Origin of the sequence: Paenibacillus daejeonensis DSM 15491 (assembly GCF_000378385.1) — a bacterium.
Classification (GTDB): Bacteria; Bacillota; Bacilli; order Paenibacillales; family Paenibacillaceae; genus Paenibacillus_D; species Paenibacillus_D daejeonensis.
In genome coordinates, this window is the sequence record NZ_KB899660.1 from 199,244 (window position 1) to 215,476 (window position 16,233).

Here is a 16,233-nt window from a genome sequence, read left to right on the forward strand (position 1 = left end):
CCACACCTCCCCACGGCAGCATATGATTCAGCCAATGCGGAGGTGTGGACAGTAGTCTAGCTCGCGCCTAGTGACCAGCTCAGGCCAAGCTTATTCAGATAAGGCTCAGTAGCTTCTCTCAAGCCTTTCACATCCTCAAACTGTTCATCAGTCAGTGGCTCATTTCTAGTGAGCATGTCCTGATAGACCCGGATTTGATCATACAACAGTGTAAATCGTTCATAATCTTCAGCCGTCAACAATTCTTCTGCTTTTGCTAGCTGCGCCTCCCAGTGAGCGTTCCGATCATCCAGGTCAGGTGGCACATCGCTGTTCTGGGACGCCTCCAGCTGGGTCACGAAAGGCTCCAATTGCTCAAGATAGGCCGCATACTGTTCCTGGATGTCCGCACTCCAATTCTCCGGGTTCAAGTTCCCCTGGCTGTCTGCATGTAACGTGGCGAATTGGCCTACTTGCTGTAGCACGGCCAAGAAAGCATCGAACTCTTCCTCCGTAAAATGATCCCGGGATTCCTGCAGCTTCGCCTCCAGGCGCTCATAGCCTTCAGCAGTCCCGCCCATCTCTATGAGTTGCTGCTTTGAACCGTAAATGGAATCCGCCAAATACGTGTACCCCGCATATGCGCCAGTCGGTAAGATGACCGCCGCTGCGATGATCGTCACCATTAACCACTTGCGTCCTTTCATTCGCCCACCTCTTCCTTTGATCTGGTCCATCAGACTGTCCTTCATCTCCGGCGGGGGCGTCACCCCTGCAGACTCTTCGCGATAGGCTTTGCGCAGCCGGTCTTCAAATTTCATGGAGCTCCCCCACCTTTCCGTTCATTTCATGTGTCTTGTACTGCTTGCGGAGCTTGGACAAGCCCGCATGAATCCGGGATTTCACGGTACCCACCGGAATGTCCAGGATCTCTGCAATTTCTTCCTGAGTGTACTCGCTCAAATAGTGCAGAGTGATCACCTGCTGCAGCTTGAACGACAGCCTACTGACGCCTTCGAGCAGCGCGCGATTCGTCAGGTGGTCAACCACCTCACCGGAAAAATCCTCCTCGCGCCGGTCATGAAGCCGCTCCGACCGCCCTGAGAATCGGAACTGCATCCATCGCCCCCGCCGATAGCTCCGCACCTGCCGCATCACCACGCCCATCAGCCACGGTCGCAAGGGGCGTGATGGGTCATACAAGCGAAGCGAGCGATGAAACTGTAAATAGCTATCCTGCACAATGTCCTCGGTATCCGCGCGGTTGCCCACCAGATAGTACACAGTCCGGTACACATCCTTGACCGTGCGCTCGTAAATCTGCCCATACGCCTCATCCTGTCCGGCCAACACCAGCTTCGCTAGCCGCTCTAGGTCGTTCCCCCCGCTCATGCGTCATCTCCCCTCCCCCTTACACCCTCTATTCGCATAAGCGTCTCATATCGTTCGATGGTTGGCAAAAAAGTTTTCCTATGAAACCTTGGAATTAGGTGCCGTTCGAGGCGGAACGCCAAAAAGCCGTCGCAAGGACGGCTTTGACTTAAATGGGTCTAGGGTTTGGTTTTCCTTCCGGGCGCGGCTCCCAGCGCGCGGGGGCAGGCGGCAGAACGATGGTCCAGCGACCAATAAACATGATTTTTCATATCTATTTGGCTTCAGAACGTGATTTTCGTCGATTAAGACTGAAATTTCATGCTTATTTCCCAATTTTTCTTGTGGAAGGCCCAAATGTATATGAATTTTCATATTCATTCCGGTGAAGACTCTGAATGCATCACCCTACAGGCGGTAAATGTCTGCATACTTGCTCTTTAAGTATGCGACAAGGTGAGACGAATCCAGTGGTTTTCCTGTGACACGTTGGATGATCTCCGATGGCGATTGCTGTTTACCGTATTGGTAAATCTGCTCGGTTAGCCATTCTTTGATTGGCAGCAGATCACCCTTGGTCACCAGCTCCTGAATTGGCAAATGATGCTGCATCGTATCTGCGAATTGAGCAGCATACATGTTGCCCAGTGCGTACGAAGGGAAATAGCCAAAAGCTCCGCCCGACCAATGCACATCCTGAAGCACACCTTCGCGGTTATCCGGCGGGGTGATACCCAGGTATTCCTTGTACTTGGCATTCCACAGCTCTGGCAGCTCGGCAGCGCGGACGCCGTCATTGAAGATCGCTTTCTCCATCTCGTAGCGGATAATAATATGGAGGTTGTACGTCAGCTCGTCGGCTTCGATCCGAATGAGCGACGGCTGCACAACGTTGGTCGCCCGATAAAAGTCCTCGACCGGCACATTCAACTGGCCCGGGAAGCGGGCTTGCAGCTCATGGTAGTAACGCTCCCAGAACGGTCGGCTGCGGCCGATCATATTCTCCCAGAAGCGGGACTGCGACTCGTGAATGCCCATCGACGTTCCTTCAGAGAGGGAGGTGCCGATCAGCTCCTTGCGAATATTTTGCTCATACAGGGCATGCCCGCCCTCATGAATCGTACCGAACAGCGCGCTCGTCACGTCCTCCGGCAGGTATCGTGTCGTAATCCGCACATCACCCGGACTAAGGCCCGTCGCGAACGGATGCACACTCTCATCCAGACGCCCCGCTTCGAAGTCGTAGCCCATCTGATTGAGGATGAAGAGACTGAAGTCTTTCTGTGCGTCCTTGGCAAAGCTCTGACGCAAGAAGCCTGTCTCCGGCTGATGCGGCGATGCGGCGATCGCAGAAGCCAGCGGCACCAGCTCCTCACGCAGCCCGCCGAATACGCGGTCCAGCTCCTCCGTCGTCATCCCTGGCTCATATTGATCCAGCAAGGTATCGTAGCGCGTGCCCTGCACACCCCAACGATCAATGAAATCATCGGTCATTGTAATGATGCGCTCCAGATACGGTTGAAAGCCTGCATAGTCGTTTTTCTCTTTGGCCACTTCCCAGAATGATTCGGCCTGCGAGGTCAACACGACATACTCCTGATGTAGCTTGGCTGGAATCTTGCGGTTACGCTCGAAGTCCTTGGTCGATTCACGAACGAGGGCGAGATCGATCTCACCCAGTTCAGCCTGGGCGTCGGGCTGACTCAGCCGTTGCAGCAGCTCGCCATATTCTTCTGAGGTCGAGAGGCGAAACATTTCTGCGGATAACACACCAATCGCTTCCGAACGGCTCTCCACGCCTTTGGCTGGCGCCCCTGTGCGCAGATCCCAATAGAGGACACCCAACGCTTCGCTATAGCTCTTGATCGTGCGGTCCAGCTCGCGGAACCGCTCCCGGCTTTTCTCCACTGTCATTATCGCACCTACCACCTTTGTATGTAGATTTGCTCCTCTTGATCATACTTTTTACAATCTATATAATCAACTAGTAGCACGCTCCTTCAATAACGTTCCGATGGGCGTTAGGAGTGGATTGGGCTTACGACCGCTGTTGTTTCAATTGAAGGGGGAATGAATATGCGTATTCAGTTTACAGCATCGGCGGTAGCCAAGCTCCAGCCTGAGTTGGATGCCGGCAAGCTGCTGAAGCTGCTCTATGATACCGAAGGCTGCGGCTGTGTCGTTAGCGGTGTGCCTGCGCTGCAATTGCTGGATAAGCCGGGCGAGCATGATGTTCAGGGTGAGGGAGATCCGCTGCCCTTCCTGCATGAACCGCGCTTTGATGTGTTTTTTGAACCACAGCTTAAGGTCGACTATGACACGAATCGCGGCCAATTTGCTCTGAAAAGCGACAGCCAGATCTACACAAATCAGCTCCAACTGGTTCGGGGACAAGCTGTCTAACAACGGGTTCATGGACATAAGCTAGTTAAATGAAGCGATACAAGGGAGAGGTTCATGATATCGGAGAACAATTTGGAGATGATACTGGCTTATAATGAGGAATTCGTGACGGAGCGGACGTTCGAGCAATACCAGTACAGCCGCTATCCGGCCAAGCGCATGGTCATCGTCACCTGCATGGATGCCAGACTGAGTGAGATGTTGCCCAAGGCGATGAATCTACAGGGCGGAGATGCCAAGATTATTAAAAACGCAGGCGGCATCGTCACGCAGCCGTTCGGCAACATTATGCGCAGTATCCTGGTGGCGCTCTATGAACTCGGAGCAGACGAGGTGTTCGTCATTGGCCATCACGAGTGTGGCATGACGGGACTTGATCCGGAGTTGGTGATGTCGCATATGCGTGATCGCGGAATTAGCGAGAATACGCTCACGACGCTGTTGAACTCGGGAATGGACCTGAAGCGGTGGCTGACGGGCTTCGATTCCGTCTGGGACAGCGTAGCCAACAGTGTCCGCATCGTCCGCAACCATCCGCTCAAGCCTGCTAACGTTAGAGTGCATGGTCTCATTATTGACCCGCAGACTGGAAAGCTGGATGTGGTCGTGGACGGTTACGAACAGCAGGAAGTCTCGGAATCACCTGCGGGTTAACCGTGCTGCCCCGAGCGGGCAGCAGCAGCCCGGCGCTGTTGGCGCCGGTACAGAGCTTCTTCGCGGGCAGCAATGACATCGCTGCGGTCACGCAGAATGTGACGGTGAATCAGTTGATCATTGCCCAGGTTACTCGGCGTGCCCCAGAGCTCTGCCGCCCCATCGCTCCGTTCATGGCAAGCAGCGAGCAATTCATGATCGACGAACGGAAGCTCATAATCCGTATAAGGTACGGATTGGCTGAGATCCTGAATTTGACGAAGCCGTTGCTGTAGCAATTGAAGCAAGGCTGGCCCATCTAATCCGAGTGTCTCCAGGTGGCCAGGTGTTAGCCGTTCAAGTGCCTGCTCCAGCATGAGCCGGGCACCGCGGCGGTTGGCGCGCCGCAGATGATACTGGCTGACCGCCATCTGGATGAGGCCGACCCACGTGTCATATAAGGGATCGTCGCCGGGCTGTTCTTTCCAATATTCCTCTAGCAGTTCGTGGCATTCGAAGTAATCGCGGGTGACGTGGAATTCAATAAGAAATTGGATATAATGAACCGGGTACGAGCCGGTATACGTCGTAGTCATGGTGCGCTCCTTTCAACCTGGGGAAGAGCCCAAAAAAAAGTTCAAAAAAAGTGAAACTTTCATCTATCTTAGACGTAATTGATGAAGAAGGCAACGTCCTTGCGAATATAGATCAGGAGGAGAACCAGTACATGAAAAGAAGTTTGTTAGTTATGATGGTCTTTACGTTTTTCCTGGCGTTCGGTGGAGCCGACATCGCCGATGCGAAACGCGGAGGCGGATTCAAGTCCCCGAAGCAGAGTGTGACCAAGACGCCTAAGCAGTCCGAGACACGTAGCGACTCCGGTGCAGCAGCCAACACGCGCAATACCTCCAACACAGGTACAGGTGCAGCAGCAGCGAAACCTGGATTTTTCAGCGGCGGCAGCCTCATGAAAGGTCTGATGATTGGTGGTCTGGCGGGTATGCTGTTTGGCGGCATGTTCGGCGGTCTGGGCTTCATGGGTGAAATGCTGGGTCTGCTTGTTAACGTATTCGCGATCTTCTTACTGATTGTTGCCGTACGCGGCATCATCCACTACTTCCGCAACAACCGCAGAAGAATGGATGACCAGCGGAGACCGTACTAAGTATGGTTCGTCTCTCGATGGATGAAGTGATCAACGCCGTCTGCTACCACCTCGCCGACCGTCGTCGGGTCGAACCGACTGATGTCGAGGTTCAGCTGGCTTGGGATGAAGAAACTGGTTTTACCGCAGAGGCTTGGGTACAGGGTCGCTCCCAGTACCTGATCGAAGCCAACCTGCTAGAAGCCATTGAGCAATACATGTACAACCACCACAACCGCCGCGTCTTCCGCTCCGCCATCACCTTGGATCTCGATGATGAGATTTATGCGGAGATTGCGGATCATTAGAACGTTGAAGAGCCACCCTTTGGAATGAGGGGTGGCTCTTTTGTCTTAAACGCAACATAGTGATATCAATATCCAATCTCTAAAAGAAGAGCATACAAATCATAGGGTGAAATTCGATCACGTATAGTTGTGTTAGTAGTTAGGTAGGCCACGAACTTTCCATTTTCAATTATTTTCGGTGGTTTAGAAGCCAAATCATTAAACGCACTCTCAGAACTATAATTGCTACCATACTTACCAAACTCATTCCAAATGCTTAACGATTGATACTGACTTCCATACTTTCCGAACTGATTATAAATGGATTCTGAATCAAACTCGTTAGTTGTCAGCTTTCCGAGGTATACCTTACCATCATTTGAATAGAGCGAAGGATAACTTGTGGTAACCGGACTTACCGGAACAACCGGAACAACTGGTGAAGGGGGTGTCGGAGCAGCGCTTCTACCTTGGATATTAACACTTTTTGTATGGTTATCCCATTCGATATTAATTCCCATTTGGTTCAAAAGATACAAGGGAACGTAAGTCCTGTTATTAAAGTTTATTGCAGGAGAATCAGAAATAACGGCAGGTTTTTCATTTATGAATACCTTTACGATATCAAAGCCCCTATATGTTCCCCATGTACTGGACGCGCTTACTACTCCGCCTAAAAAAGCGAGGAGTACTACAACAGAAAACAAAATTTTCTTTTTCAAAATGACCTCTCCCTTATTTTGAATACATATGTAATGAGAACTTTGAGGACCACTATTAGCATCTAAAGAACTATTTTAGTAGGCCTTTATATCTACTATAGCACTTATTTAGATTAGTTGTCTCTACTTTTCCCAAATTATCCACTGAATTTACACTCGTATATTTTGATGATTGGTATCTAGCATGAACTAAACATGAACTAAAATAGGATGCATTCTATAGAATGTCTCCCTGCATCAGCGCTGGTTACATTCATAGTATGCATCCTCTCAACAACTGGTAATCTATTATAACCATGATTTACCCTTCAAGCCCTCATCGGGAAAACCTGTCTATCCTCAATAAACATTCTGATTTTTATACTGAACCAGCCACCTAAAGACACCTTAATCATTTCTTTTTGACCTTCACCAAGATTTACATTTCCAATCAATCGTCCTCTTAAACTTAAACCTACATTTTCGTCTTGCAGTTCATTATCAACATAGAGTTTTTCTCCAAGCCACCAAGAATTTTCGACTCGAATGGTGAGCCCTTTGTGAGTTAATTCCCATTTCTTTTTCATAGTTGATTACCTCACTTTCAACAAGATGATCATAAAGGATTGTGTATTTGAATTTATAACGTCTTCTTTACGTTCGTTAAACATTAAATTCCTATCAACGTGATTTATTCATACTGATTTATTCATACAGAAGTTGAGACATACCCATCCTTCAGGCATAGCTTCGCTATGTAAAAAATCTGCCCCATGTGCTCAGAGTAATGAGCAGCGCATTGATGCAGCATATCCAGGTTCGTTCGTGCTTTGCCTCTAACCTGTTGTACTTCTTCCAGCTTCTCATCTGTAATTTCATCCAGCAGCTCTAAGATGTAATCCATGGTACGGCTAATTAATGCTTCTGCCTCTGACTTGGACATCAGTGCCTTGGTAAACTCTTGATCCCGTTCGCCTACTTTTTCATGCTGGATGCCTTTTCGGATCCGTTCGTTCACATTGCCCTCGATATGTCTAAGCAGGTCAGCAATCGTGTGACTACTGTCGTCTGGTGACCAGTTTAACTGCTCCTCGCTCAATTGTTCTATCGCTTTTAACAACCGTTTTCTAATTTCACCAAATTTCTTCGTGAGCCATTGCCGGTTGAAATCGTATGCCACGTAACCCCTCCTATTATCTAAGATCTTCAAATTTGTGTTATATTTACTTCATTACGCTAAGCATACATCAGATTATGGATCATCACGAGGTGGGACATTGAACAATCAAGCTCTGGTCACTTTAACAGAAGTTACGAAACAGTATGGTGACCGAAAAGTATTAACAGATATCACAATTACGATGAATCACGGGGACTGCTTCATCATCAGAGGCAGCAATGGCTCGGGCAAAAGCACGTTGCTTCGAATCGTCAGCGGCTTGATCCCGTTCACTTCAGGTCAAAGGATACTTGGGCACCCAAACATTGTGATTGGGTACACCCCTGACCGGCTTCCCCCATTAAGGATGACATCCACCGAGTACCTCATTCATATGGGCAGGATCTCGAACGTGCCTAGAAAGGCACTCCGGGAGCGGATAATAGAACTGCATGGTATGTTTAATCTTGAACAACACGCTAGCTTGAAGATGATTCACTTCTCAAAAGGGATGCTGCAAAAGGTCAATCTCATGCAAGCTACGTTGAACATGCCAGATTTGCTTATTCTGGACGAGCCCTTCTCCGGACTGGATAAGGAATCTACGGAACACTTGCTGCATTCGCTGCAGCAAATAAAAGCAAGCGGGACGGCAATATTGGCGGCTGTTCATGAACCTTTGTTGGCGAGCCAACTACAGAGTCAGACCTACTGGCTTCGTCAGGGAATATTAGTGTCGGAACGTGGGGAAAGCCTCTTAAAAGACTCCATGTATAGTTACGAGATCGTCTGTCATATGAAGCAGGAAACGCTTGATCGTCTAACGAGCTTGTTCAAGGATATGACTTGGCAGCGTGTGTCAGGCGGATCCATTCGGTTTACTCTATCGGAAAGAGATTATCGGGATTTTCTAATGGAGTGCCTTCAGAGTGGAGGAGAAATCATCAGCTTGCAAAGAAAGGAATCGCGTTCATGATATCCTTGATATCTTTTTTACATACCTGCTTCATGCGCTCTTACCGGTATGGCCCGCCTACCTTTATTTACATCTTGGGTATCATTTTTGTATATAGCGTCGTACCCAATCCAGTCATGGACAGCTACGCATTTTCCACGATCTTTTTATTTATCGTGTCAACAGCCCTTTGTTATATGATTATTGAGATAGAAACGCCGAATCAAGAATCTATAACCCTGCTGCACAGCGGCAGCATCGTCAAACTGTACCTTGGCAAGCTGCTCTATAGTTGGATATTTACCTTCCCACTGGCTTTATATGCTGTGCTGTATCCAGCAGTATTACATAGGTTTGATCGAAGCCCCAGTCTCGAAGAACTGAGCGTGGCCTTTCTCTATCATATCGCTTCATCTTGGTTGGGTGTCGCCCTGGCTTGTTGGTTTGGGTCAAAATTTATTCGTTCTCGGGTCATCTCCTTTATAGTATTGAGTGTCCTTATTGTTACGACGATCTCTGTACAGGCGATCCAGAATAGTTTGCCGGACGGAGTAAAAAAAGCGGTCCTATTGCTACCGCCTCTTCATACGACTATTGAAACCTACATGAATTATGAGACAGCGACGCTGTTCACAAAGCTTGTGGTGGCAGGATCCTCTTTCCTATATGGCGCGCTGGTCGCGGCATTATTTTTAGTTATCATCCATAGACGCAAGCTGGATTCATCTCATGGGTGAAAATATTAATTCTTGCGTATATCAAGAGTTCCGCTATTATGCTCTGTAAGCAACTTTGAGAAAAGCTCGTTCGAGTAGTCTATCCTACGCTCAGGAAATTCACCTGTGAGTATGATTTTCAAAATGTGAAGGAGTCGCTTACCCGTTTGTTCGGTAGGCCCGGTAGACCATTGCATCATACTGGGGTATAAGTAGATCAACCCACTGTAGCAAAAAGTGGCCCGTAATCGTTCATAGAAATCATCATAACTGAGGGAAACGCCACTATTGATGAAATGATTGTAATATACTTTGGCCTCCTCAATGGTAAAATAACTCACCAAATCAATATAGAAAGGGGCATAATAGCACCACCCAAAATCAATTAGATATGGCTTGTCATTTAAATAGTGTACGTGGGAACCATCTATGGATTGCAAATCACCATGCGTAAGAGTCAGACTATCCTTCTCATCGTACAAGGCGGCCATATCACGCGCAAAAACGTTGGCTTTCTCACGCAATGTTGGCAGATACGCACCAAATTCCCGCCCAAAATTCGGGTTTTGCTCCGTAAGCTTTTCAAAGTGGTCTACAGACACTTTTGTAACAAGATAACGTTCCCAATACACACGATCAGCATGGGGAAGCCACGGCATCTCAGAGCCCTTACGCAAGTTACGGGTATGGATCCGCGCTAGCGCCTCCGCAACCTTCGGCGACCACTCTTGGCCTTGCGGAGGTGTTTTGATACTCCCCACATCTTCAAGCGCCATCCATCTAGGCTCGTCTGACTCCGTATCCAGTGAAAAGGCGGCGGGTGTGTTCTGATGGCCCTGATCCGTTAACCTTTTCATAACCATGCGTTCTTTTAAAAGGGCTTCTTTAAAAATCATGCTCTCCTGCCGGCCACTCGTGTAAGTGACCTCCATCCTGCGCACTTCTGCCCCTGACCATCCACGTTCAGCCTCGGTCATTCTACCTTGTGCTATCTGACGTACCTGGCCGCGTTGAAGTACATCAGCGAGACCCTGAGCTATAACGATCTTATTAGATTCCATTTTATTCTCCCTGCCCATCTGTTCGGTCTGTTCTGTAGGCTCTATCTCTCAAACTCTTCCCAATATGCGCTAGTTATTCTTATAATTTATGTATCGGAAAATATAAATACAGATTCCCATTTGTCTCATTTGATTTATAATGCTCATGCACTGCCCCGACGATCGAATAACCATTGCTGGGAAGATACTCATTAATCATATAGTTGAATTGCCTTTGATATGTATCTTGATTACATGGAATAACTGCATATTTGTAAGAAGGGATTATCCATCTAGCCCATCCAGGGGGAGCGACACAATGATCTAATGCCTCACAGCCTGCTAAGTATTTCCCTTGGTTAGTCCAACGATCAAATCTTTCTGCAATATCGCTCATTGCCCCCCAGAGACCAACTGGATTTCCTTCCTCATCTAACTTCACTAGATTTTGAATTTCCTCAAATTTATGCTCAGCCTCTTGCCAAAGAGTTGGTATCCATTTGGGTCCTTCGGCCGCTAACCCTTGCCCTAGTTTACCGATTACCGTAAATGAAATCTTGTCTACAATCTGAACTGACATAATAGATCTCCTTTATTCAAGATAGAGATAACCCTGCAGAGAGATTACGGCAACTGCAAACCCGCCCCCCTTACGTTCGTGCCTCCAGGGTTTCTCCTCGTCAAATGACAGATGCAGACCCAATCAAACGGTTTTTACGCGTGCTGCATCTTAATGCTGGGTGAGCTGCTGCGTGGCGAATTCACGATAGAGGGCATGGGATTGGGTCAGCTCCTGATGGGTGCCGATGCCTGTTACCTGCCCTTTCTCGATGAAGATGATCTTGTCCGCCTCCACAATGGTGGAGAGACGATGGGCAATGACAAATGTCGTCCGCCCCTCCATCAAGCGGGACAGCGCCTGCTGCACGATGCCCTCGGACTGGCTGTCCAGGCTAGCGGTTGCCTCATCCATCATCAGAATCTTCGGATCGCGGAGGAAGGCGCGGGCGATCGCAATTCGCTGGCGTTGGCCGCCTGACAGCTTGACGCCGCGCTCTCCTACTTCGGTATCCAATCCCTTGGCGAATTCTCGGATGAACTGGTCCGCATACGCCATCGCGGCCACCTCCCATAATTGCTCATCTGTAATCTGATCCTTATCCTCGAGGCCGTAGCACAGATTCTCGCGGATGGTGCCCGCCATCATGGCGCTCTCTTGTGAGACATAGCCGATCTGTCCGCGCCAGGAAGACATCGACAGCTCGTTGATCGGCGTGCCGCCGATCCGAATCTCGCCTGCTGTAGGCTCATAGAACCGCTCCAGCAGACCGAACATCGTGGTCTTGCCGCCTCCGCTCGGCCCGGCAAAGGCGATCATCTCTCCAGGCTGGGCTTGGAAGGAAATGCGCTCCAGCACCGGCTCCTCTTCACTGTAGGCAAAGGAAACCTCTGAAACCTGAATCGGTTGGTCCGTAATATCCATGGCCATCCCCTCCCGATCCTCCTCCAGCGGGAGCTCCAGAATCTCAATAATCCGCTCCGTCGCCCCCTTCGCCTTCTGCAATTGGGTGAAGAACATCGCGAAGGAGGTAATCGGCATAATAATCTGGAAGAGATAGAGCAGGAAGGCTATTAACGAGCCTGTGGACATTGTCCCGCTCGCTACCCTCATCCCGCCATATCCGATAATCATTACAATAACAACCATCACGACGAGATACATCACCGGCCCGATAAAGGCAAAAATCCGTGCTTCCTTCAACCCGAAGCCACGCAGCCTTTCTACGCCGGCCAAGCCCTTGGACTCCTCATAGCCCTCTGCGTTGGAGGATTTCATCAGGCGGATCTCCCCCATGGTTTGTTGCACATGACCTGTGAAGACAGCTGTCTCATCCTGCAGACCTCGAGAGATCTTGGCCATGCGGCGGCCCAAAGGGATCATAATTGCCAACGTAATCGGCACCGAGACGAGCATGAGCAGCGTCATCTTCCAGTCCATGAGGAGCAGAATGATAATGGCACCTATAATAGAGATGATGCCCGTAACAAATTGCGGAAAATGATTGGATATCAAATCCTTCACGACACTGGTATCGTTGACAATCCGGCTTACACTCTGGCCGCTGGATTGCTTGTCGAAATAAGAGACAGGCAGTCGGATCAGCTTCACCCACATCTTGTCGCGCAGCCGAGCTACTATGGTATGACCTACCAAACTGAGCAGATAGATAGAAAACCCGCTGATTACAGCCTGTACAATAAAAGCCCCGCCAATTGCAAAAATGAGTGGCCAGCTCAAGGACTCTACCGAAAATCCGTCGACCAGATTGCGTGTGAGCAACGGTACGACCAGGCCGGCGAGAGTTGTCAGCACACTGGCTGTTAAGCCGAAAACTAAGGGAAACTTGGGAAGCCTCGTGGATAGGATGAGATGAATAAACGGCTTTAAGCCACCTTGCTGATTTTCCATTGTGAATAGCTCCTACTTTTCGTAGATTAATGCGCGTCTTACAGCGTTATGGCCATACTCAACGCATGGATACAGGTCGCTCATAGGTCACGTGCATGACAGCAGCCGTACGAGTCACTTTTTTCGTTTGAACCCTGGGACCCTGGGGCGTTTCACAGAACGATCACTGCTTATCTGCAATTTTACCATACCGATCGCCGCCATCAAACGTTGGACCACGCCGAGCCGAAAGAGTGATCGTCTCTCAAAACCTAACGGCCACCACAGCTGCTATTTCATCCTAATCATCACACTTTTCATTCTAACGGCCACCAGCGCAGTTATTCGAGGGCTTTTGAGGCATTACAGCTCTGTTTCCGCACAATAGGCGCATATGTGGCCGTTAGAAAATATTTAGCCCTTTTTGGATGCAAATAAGAGGTTATATGGCCGTTAGCGGTACGAGCCGAGGCGGTACGAGCCGAGGCGGTTTTGTCCAAATAACACTTTGACCGTTTCAATTGATTCTTGTACTATAAGATGGACGAGGAAAATGGATTATTTTGCATAAAATTAACCCCGAAAGGAACTAATCGATGTCTGCGAAAATATGTTTGATAACCGGCGCGAACTCGGGAATAGGTTATGCAACAGCGGAGGGGCTGGCAAGCCAAGGATACCACATCATTATGGTGTGCCGTGATCAACAACGGGGAACCGCAGCCAAGCAAGCCATTCTTCAGCAAATACAAGGCGCAAAGGTGGATCTGCTGGTAGCGGACTTGTCCTCTGCCAAGGATATCGTACGTCTGGCGCAGCAGGTTAAGGAACGCCACAACAAACTGGATGTGCTAATTAACAATGCGGGCGGTGTATTCAGCAGCTATCAGACCAATGACGATGGCTTTGAGCAGACCTTTGCCGTGAATTACCTGGCTCCTTTTTTACTGACGCGACTATTGCTGCCACAGTTGCAGGCATCCGGAGCTGGGCGAATCATCAATGTAGCCTCCATCATGCAAGCCAAGCAGTTTGAAGCCGACGAAGCCGCCCACCCCCTCGAATCTTCCTACCGGGGCATGAAGGCGTATAAGCTTGCCAAAACGGCAGTTTTGATGATGACTTACCGTATGGCGAAGGAATGGTCCGGGAGCGGTGTGACTGTCAATGCCCTTCACCCCGGAGTCATCTACACGCCGCAATCCGCACGATCCGTACCTGCATTTGCAAGACCGCTGTTGAAGTTATTCATGCAATCTCCGCAGCAAGGCTCGCGCACCTCGATCTATCTCGCGACCTCCGAAGAGGTGGCCGCAACAACGGGGCAGTTTTTCAAGGCCATGCAGACAGCCCCCACCGTGCCGGTTACAATGGATGTCGACAAGCAAAACGAATTGCATGATCAAAGCATGGTGTGGATGGCGCCGTATCTCGAGGCTTGACGTTTCCGACTGGCTGCTGGGAATCGTCACCTCCGCATATGAGCCGCGAGGAAGGGCTGGGCTATGGGGGCCAAGCTCGGCCAATCGATCAACAAACGCACAACCTTGCCGGATGGACGCAAACAAATATGCTGGATGGCCGTTCCCAAGTCGCCTCGCTTACTCTTTCTCATGAGGTCGGTTGAAGCGATTGGCTATCCGGCTGCCCCAGAGGCAACCGAATCGTAAAAACAGTCCCTCGATTAAGCTCGCTCTCTACCTCTATTGCTCCTTCGCACAAGGCGACAATGCGCTTGACCAATGTCAATCCGAGTCCGTTCCCCGCCGCTGCGCGAGAAGCATCGCCTTGATAAAATTTGTCAAACATCCGCCGCATCGTCTCGTTGCTCATTCCGCATCCCTGATCCTCCAGCCGAAACACCACTTCCTCTCCGCGTTGCCATAAGCCGACCTTTAGCGTTCCGCCGCTGTTCGAATGCTTGATCGCATTCTCCAACAGATTGATCCACACCTGTTGAATCAGATGTTGGTTGCTCCAAATTTCGATCTCTTCCTCCAAAGCAAGCTCCAACTGGAGGCTGCGGGCACTCCACTGCGGCTCCAGCATGAGAATCGCCAGCCTGACTTGCTCATCCAGGCGATAGAAGGACTTCTCACTCACAATCTCAATCGTCTCTACCTTCGAGAGATTGAGAATACTGGTAGATAAGCCTACCAAGCGTTCAGATTCCTGAATAATACTATCCAGGTATTCCTGCTTTTCTACCTCACTGAGATTCCCCTTCTTCAGCAATTTGGCAAACCCACTGATCGAGGCTATCGGAGTCTTGAATTCATGGGAGAAATTCCGCACGAAATCGCTGCGCAACGTCTCGATCCCCTTTAGTTCACGCACCATTGTGTTGAAGCTCCCCGCCAATGCATCCAGTTCAAAGACAATGCTGCCCTTCACGCTCACCTCAGCGGAGAAATCCCCCTTCGACACTTTGCTGGTGGCTTCCATCATGTCACGGATAGGTCGAACCGAACGTCTGCTCAGAAGTGCGGCTATCACCACCCCCATAAACAGGCTGATATAGATCAGAACATACACCCCGCGCAGGGGCTCCGGCTGATTCATGTCCAGTATTCCTGCCTGATAGAGCAGAAACGCGAGCAACCCCGCAGAACCAATCGACAACACCATAACCACAAACACCAACGCCACCAAGGAAAACGCGAGACTAATTTTGTTCGGAGCAATCCTTTGCCTTCTTGGCACTCTGCTCATTCCTTTCATTGTCGCTTCACCATCTTGTATCCCAGTCCACGAACCGTCACGATCTCAAAATCGGGATTACCCCTGAATTTGTCGCGTAATCGGTTAATATGCACATTCAGGGTATGGCTGTCCATCTCGGTTTCCAGCCCCCAGATTTCCTCCAACAAATGTAGGCGGGTAAAGATTTTGTCGGGATAGCTCATCAGCTTGAACAGCAAGTGAAACTCCTTTTGCGGCAGAGAGGTTCGCTGATCGCCGCTTGTAACCGTCAGCGTATTGTAATCCAAGGTGGTCTCACCCAACACAAGCTTGTGCTCGCTGGCTGCCTGTGCCCTGCGCAACAGCGCCTTGATGCGGAGCAGCAGCTCCTGCTCGTCGAATGGCTTCGTCAAATAATCATCCGTACCCGCAAGGAAACCTTGATGCTTATCTGTGATGTCATGCATCGCAGTGACCATCAGAATCGGGATATTGTCCCCGACGCTGCGCAATTCCTCGCACAGTTGATAACCGTCCATCTCAGGCATCATCAGGTCCAGCACGATCAAGTCGAAGCGTTGCTCCTCCATCCTGCTCAGCGCTTCGAGCCCATTATTAACCGGATAGGCGGTGAAGCCTCCATGCTTCAGCACAGCACATATCAGTTTTTGCGTATTGGCATCATCTTCGACCACAAGGATATTGAACACGGTG

19 protein-coding genes are annotated in these 16,233 nt (G+C 49.8%); 7 read left to right on the top strand and 12 right to left on the bottom strand.

Annotation, left to right across the window (positions count from 1 at the left end; all coding sequences use genetic code 11):
- Positions 1-56: 56 nt before the first annotated feature.
- The 3 genes from F556_RS0107715 to F556_RS0107725 all read right to left on the bottom strand — a co-directional run bounded on the left by F556_RS0107715 (position 57) and on the right by F556_RS0107725 (position 3,264).
- The gene (locus F556_RS0107715; RefSeq protein ID WP_020616349.1) at positions 57-800 is read right to left on the bottom strand and encodes a DUF3600 domain-containing protein; all 744 of its coding nucleotides are present in this window, start codon (positions 798-800) and stop codon (positions 57-59) included.
- Positions 790-1,371 (bottom strand): sigma-70 family RNA polymerase sigma factor, encoded by a 582-nt coding sequence (locus tag F556_RS0107720; RefSeq protein WP_020616350.1) that lies wholly within the window; start codon positions 1,369-1,371, stop codon positions 790-792. The genes F556_RS0107715 and F556_RS0107720 overlap by 11 nt, the downstream gene beginning before the upstream one ends.
- Before the next feature lie 387 nt (positions 1,372-1,758).
- Complete coding sequence (locus F556_RS0107725; RefSeq protein WP_020616351.1) at positions 1,759-3,264, bottom strand: carboxypeptidase M32; 1,506 nt, start codon at positions 3,262-3,264, stop codon at positions 1,759-1,761.
- A 162-nt stretch (positions 3,265-3,426) separates the two neighbouring features.
- Here F556_RS0107725 and F556_RS0107730 point away from each other — a divergent pair, with 162 nt between their 5' ends.
- Entirely contained in the window at positions 3,427-3,753 is a 327-nt protein-coding gene (locus tag F556_RS0107730; protein ID WP_020616352.1) for an iron-sulfur cluster biosynthesis family protein, read from the top strand.
- Between the two features lie 78 nt (positions 3,754-3,831).
- On the top strand, positions 3,832-4,407 hold the full coding sequence (locus F556_RS0107735; RefSeq protein ID WP_245583048.1) for a beta-class carbonic anhydrase: 576 nt from the start codon (positions 3,832-3,834) through the stop codon (positions 4,405-4,407).
- Here F556_RS0107735 and F556_RS0107740 read toward each other — a convergent pair.
- Positions 4,404-4,982: a DUF309 domain-containing protein gene (locus F556_RS0107740; protein ID WP_020616354.1), complete on the bottom strand. Its 579-nt coding sequence runs from the start codon at positions 4,980-4,982 to the stop codon at positions 4,404-4,406. The two genes, F556_RS0107735 and F556_RS0107740, sit on opposite strands and share 4 nt — an antisense overlap.
- A gap of 131 nt (positions 4,983-5,113) precedes the next feature.
- Here F556_RS0107740 and F556_RS0107745 point away from each other — a divergent pair, with 131 nt between their 5' ends.
- Both F556_RS0107745 and F556_RS0107750 read left to right on the top strand, forming a co-directional pair.
- The gene (locus F556_RS0107745) at positions 5,114-5,551 is read left to right on the top strand and encodes a hypothetical protein (RefSeq protein ID WP_026297165.1); all 438 of its coding nucleotides are present in this window, start codon (positions 5,114-5,116) and stop codon (positions 5,549-5,551) included.
- 2 nt (positions 5,552-5,553) lie between these two features.
- A complete protein-coding gene (locus tag F556_RS0107750) occupies positions 5,554-5,838 on the top strand; it encodes a YxcD family protein (protein WP_020616356.1) in 285 nt (94 codons plus the stop codon).
- A gap of 65 nt (positions 5,839-5,903) precedes the next feature.
- On the opposite strand, the gene F556_RS36140 is transcribed toward F556_RS0107750, so the two are convergent.
- The 3 genes from F556_RS36140 to F556_RS0107765 form a co-directional block, all read right to left on the bottom strand.
- Complete coding sequence (locus tag F556_RS36140) at positions 5,904-6,539, bottom strand: stalk domain-containing protein (protein WP_020616357.1); 636 nt, start codon at positions 6,537-6,539, stop codon at positions 5,904-5,906.
- Between the two features lie 308 nt (positions 6,540-6,847).
- A complete protein-coding gene (locus F556_RS0107760; RefSeq protein ID WP_020616358.1) occupies positions 6,848-7,105 on the bottom strand; it encodes a hypothetical protein in 258 nt (85 codons plus the stop codon).
- Positions 7,106-7,227: 122 nt separating this feature from the next.
- A complete protein-coding gene (locus F556_RS0107765; protein ID WP_020616359.1) occupies positions 7,228-7,698 on the bottom strand; it encodes a DinB family protein in 471 nt (156 codons plus the stop codon).
- A gap of 97 nt (positions 7,699-7,795) precedes the next feature.
- Between F556_RS0107765 and F556_RS0107770 the strand changes: the two genes are divergently transcribed.
- Entirely contained in the window at positions 7,796-8,653 is an 858-nt protein-coding gene (locus F556_RS0107770; RefSeq protein WP_020616360.1) for an ATP-binding cassette domain-containing protein, read from the top strand.
- Positions 8,654-8,727: 74 nt separating this feature from the next.
- The gene (locus tag F556_RS0107775) at positions 8,728-9,369 is read left to right on the top strand and encodes a hypothetical protein (protein ID WP_211222552.1); all 642 of its coding nucleotides are present in this window, start codon (positions 8,728-8,730) and stop codon (positions 9,367-9,369) included.
- A 5-nt stretch (positions 9,370-9,374) separates the two neighbouring features.
- Here F556_RS0107775 and F556_RS33505 read toward each other — a convergent pair whose 3' ends face one another.
- The 3 genes from F556_RS33505 to F556_RS0107790 form a co-directional block, all read right to left on the bottom strand.
- Entirely contained in the window at positions 9,375-10,409 is a 1,035-nt protein-coding gene (locus tag F556_RS33505) for a phosphotransferase (protein ID WP_020616362.1), read from the bottom strand.
- 79 nt (positions 10,410-10,488) lie between these two features.
- Positions 10,489-10,968, bottom strand: coding sequence for a GyrI-like domain-containing protein (locus tag F556_RS0107785; protein WP_020616363.1), 480 nt, complete (start codon positions 10,966-10,968; stop codon positions 10,489-10,491).
- 150 nt (positions 10,969-11,118) lie between these two features.
- Positions 11,119-12,858, bottom strand: a complete 1,740-nt coding sequence (locus F556_RS0107790; protein WP_020616364.1) for an ABC transporter ATP-binding protein — start codon at positions 12,856-12,858, stop codon at positions 11,119-11,121.
- Positions 12,859-13,433: 575 nt separating this feature from the next.
- Between F556_RS0107790 and F556_RS33510 the strand changes: the two genes are divergently transcribed.
- The gene (locus F556_RS33510) at positions 13,434-14,279 is read left to right on the top strand and encodes an SDR family NAD(P)-dependent oxidoreductase (protein WP_083937920.1); all 846 of its coding nucleotides are present in this window, start codon (positions 13,434-13,436) and stop codon (positions 14,277-14,279) included.
- Between the two features lie 169 nt (positions 14,280-14,448).
- Here F556_RS33510 and F556_RS0107800 read toward each other — a convergent pair whose 3' ends face one another.
- Positions 14,449-15,486 (bottom strand): HAMP domain-containing sensor histidine kinase, encoded by a 1,038-nt coding sequence (locus tag F556_RS0107800; RefSeq protein ID WP_245583049.1) that lies wholly within the window; start codon positions 15,484-15,486, stop codon positions 14,449-14,451.
- Between the two features lie 68 nt (positions 15,487-15,554).
- Entirely contained in the window at positions 15,555-16,229 is a 675-nt protein-coding gene (locus F556_RS0107805; RefSeq protein WP_020616367.1) for a response regulator transcription factor, read from the bottom strand.
- Positions 16,230-16,233 lie beyond the last annotated feature (4 nt).

Excerpts from the sequence above, each read along its gene's own strand:
- F556_RS0107735 (WP_245583048.1), top strand. The coding sequence starts at position 3,832 with ATGATACTGGCTTATAATGAGGAATTCGTGACGGAGCGGACGTTCGAG.
- F556_RS0107720 (WP_020616350.1), bottom strand. The coding sequence starts at position 1,371 with ATGAGCGGGGGGAACGACCTAGAGCGGCTAGCGAAGCTGGTGTTGGCC.
- F556_RS0107725 (WP_020616351.1), bottom strand. The coding sequence starts at position 3,264 with ATGACAGTGGAGAAAAGCCGGGAGCGGTTCCGCGAGCTGGACCGCACG.
- F556_RS0107745 (WP_026297165.1), top strand. The coding sequence starts at position 5,114 with ATGAAAAGAAGTTTGTTAGTTATGATGGTCTTTACGTTTTTCCTGGCG.
- F556_RS0107740 (WP_020616354.1), bottom strand. The coding sequence starts at position 4,982 with ATGACTACGACGTATACCGGCTCGTACCCGGTTCATTATATCCAATTT.
- F556_RS0107715 (WP_020616349.1), bottom strand. The coding sequence starts at position 800 with ATGAAATTTGAAGACCGGCTGCGCAAAGCCTATCGCGAAGAGTCTGCA.
- F556_RS0107785 (WP_020616363.1), bottom strand. The coding sequence starts at position 10,968 with ATGTCAGTTCAGATTGTAGACAAGATTTCATTTACGGTAATCGGTAAA.
- F556_RS33510 (WP_083937920.1), top strand. The coding sequence starts at position 13,434 with ATGTCTGCGAAAATATGTTTGATAACCGGCGCGAACTCGGGAATAGGT.
- F556_RS0107790 (WP_020616364.1), bottom strand. The coding sequence starts at position 12,858 with ATGGAAAATCAGCAAGGTGGCTTAAAGCCGTTTATTCATCTCATCCTA.
- F556_RS0107750 (WP_020616356.1), top strand. The coding sequence starts at position 5,554 with ATGGTTCGTCTCTCGATGGATGAAGTGATCAACGCCGTCTGCTACCAC.
- F556_RS33505 (WP_020616362.1), bottom strand. The coding sequence starts at position 10,409 with ATGGAATCTAATAAGATCGTTATAGCTCAGGGTCTCGCTGATGTACTT.
- F556_RS0107760 (WP_020616358.1), bottom strand. The coding sequence starts at position 7,105 with ATGAAAAAGAAATGGGAATTAACTCACAAAGGGCTCACCATTCGAGTC.
- F556_RS0107730 (WP_020616352.1), top strand. The coding sequence starts at position 3,427 with ATGCGTATTCAGTTTACAGCATCGGCGGTAGCCAAGCTCCAGCCTGAG.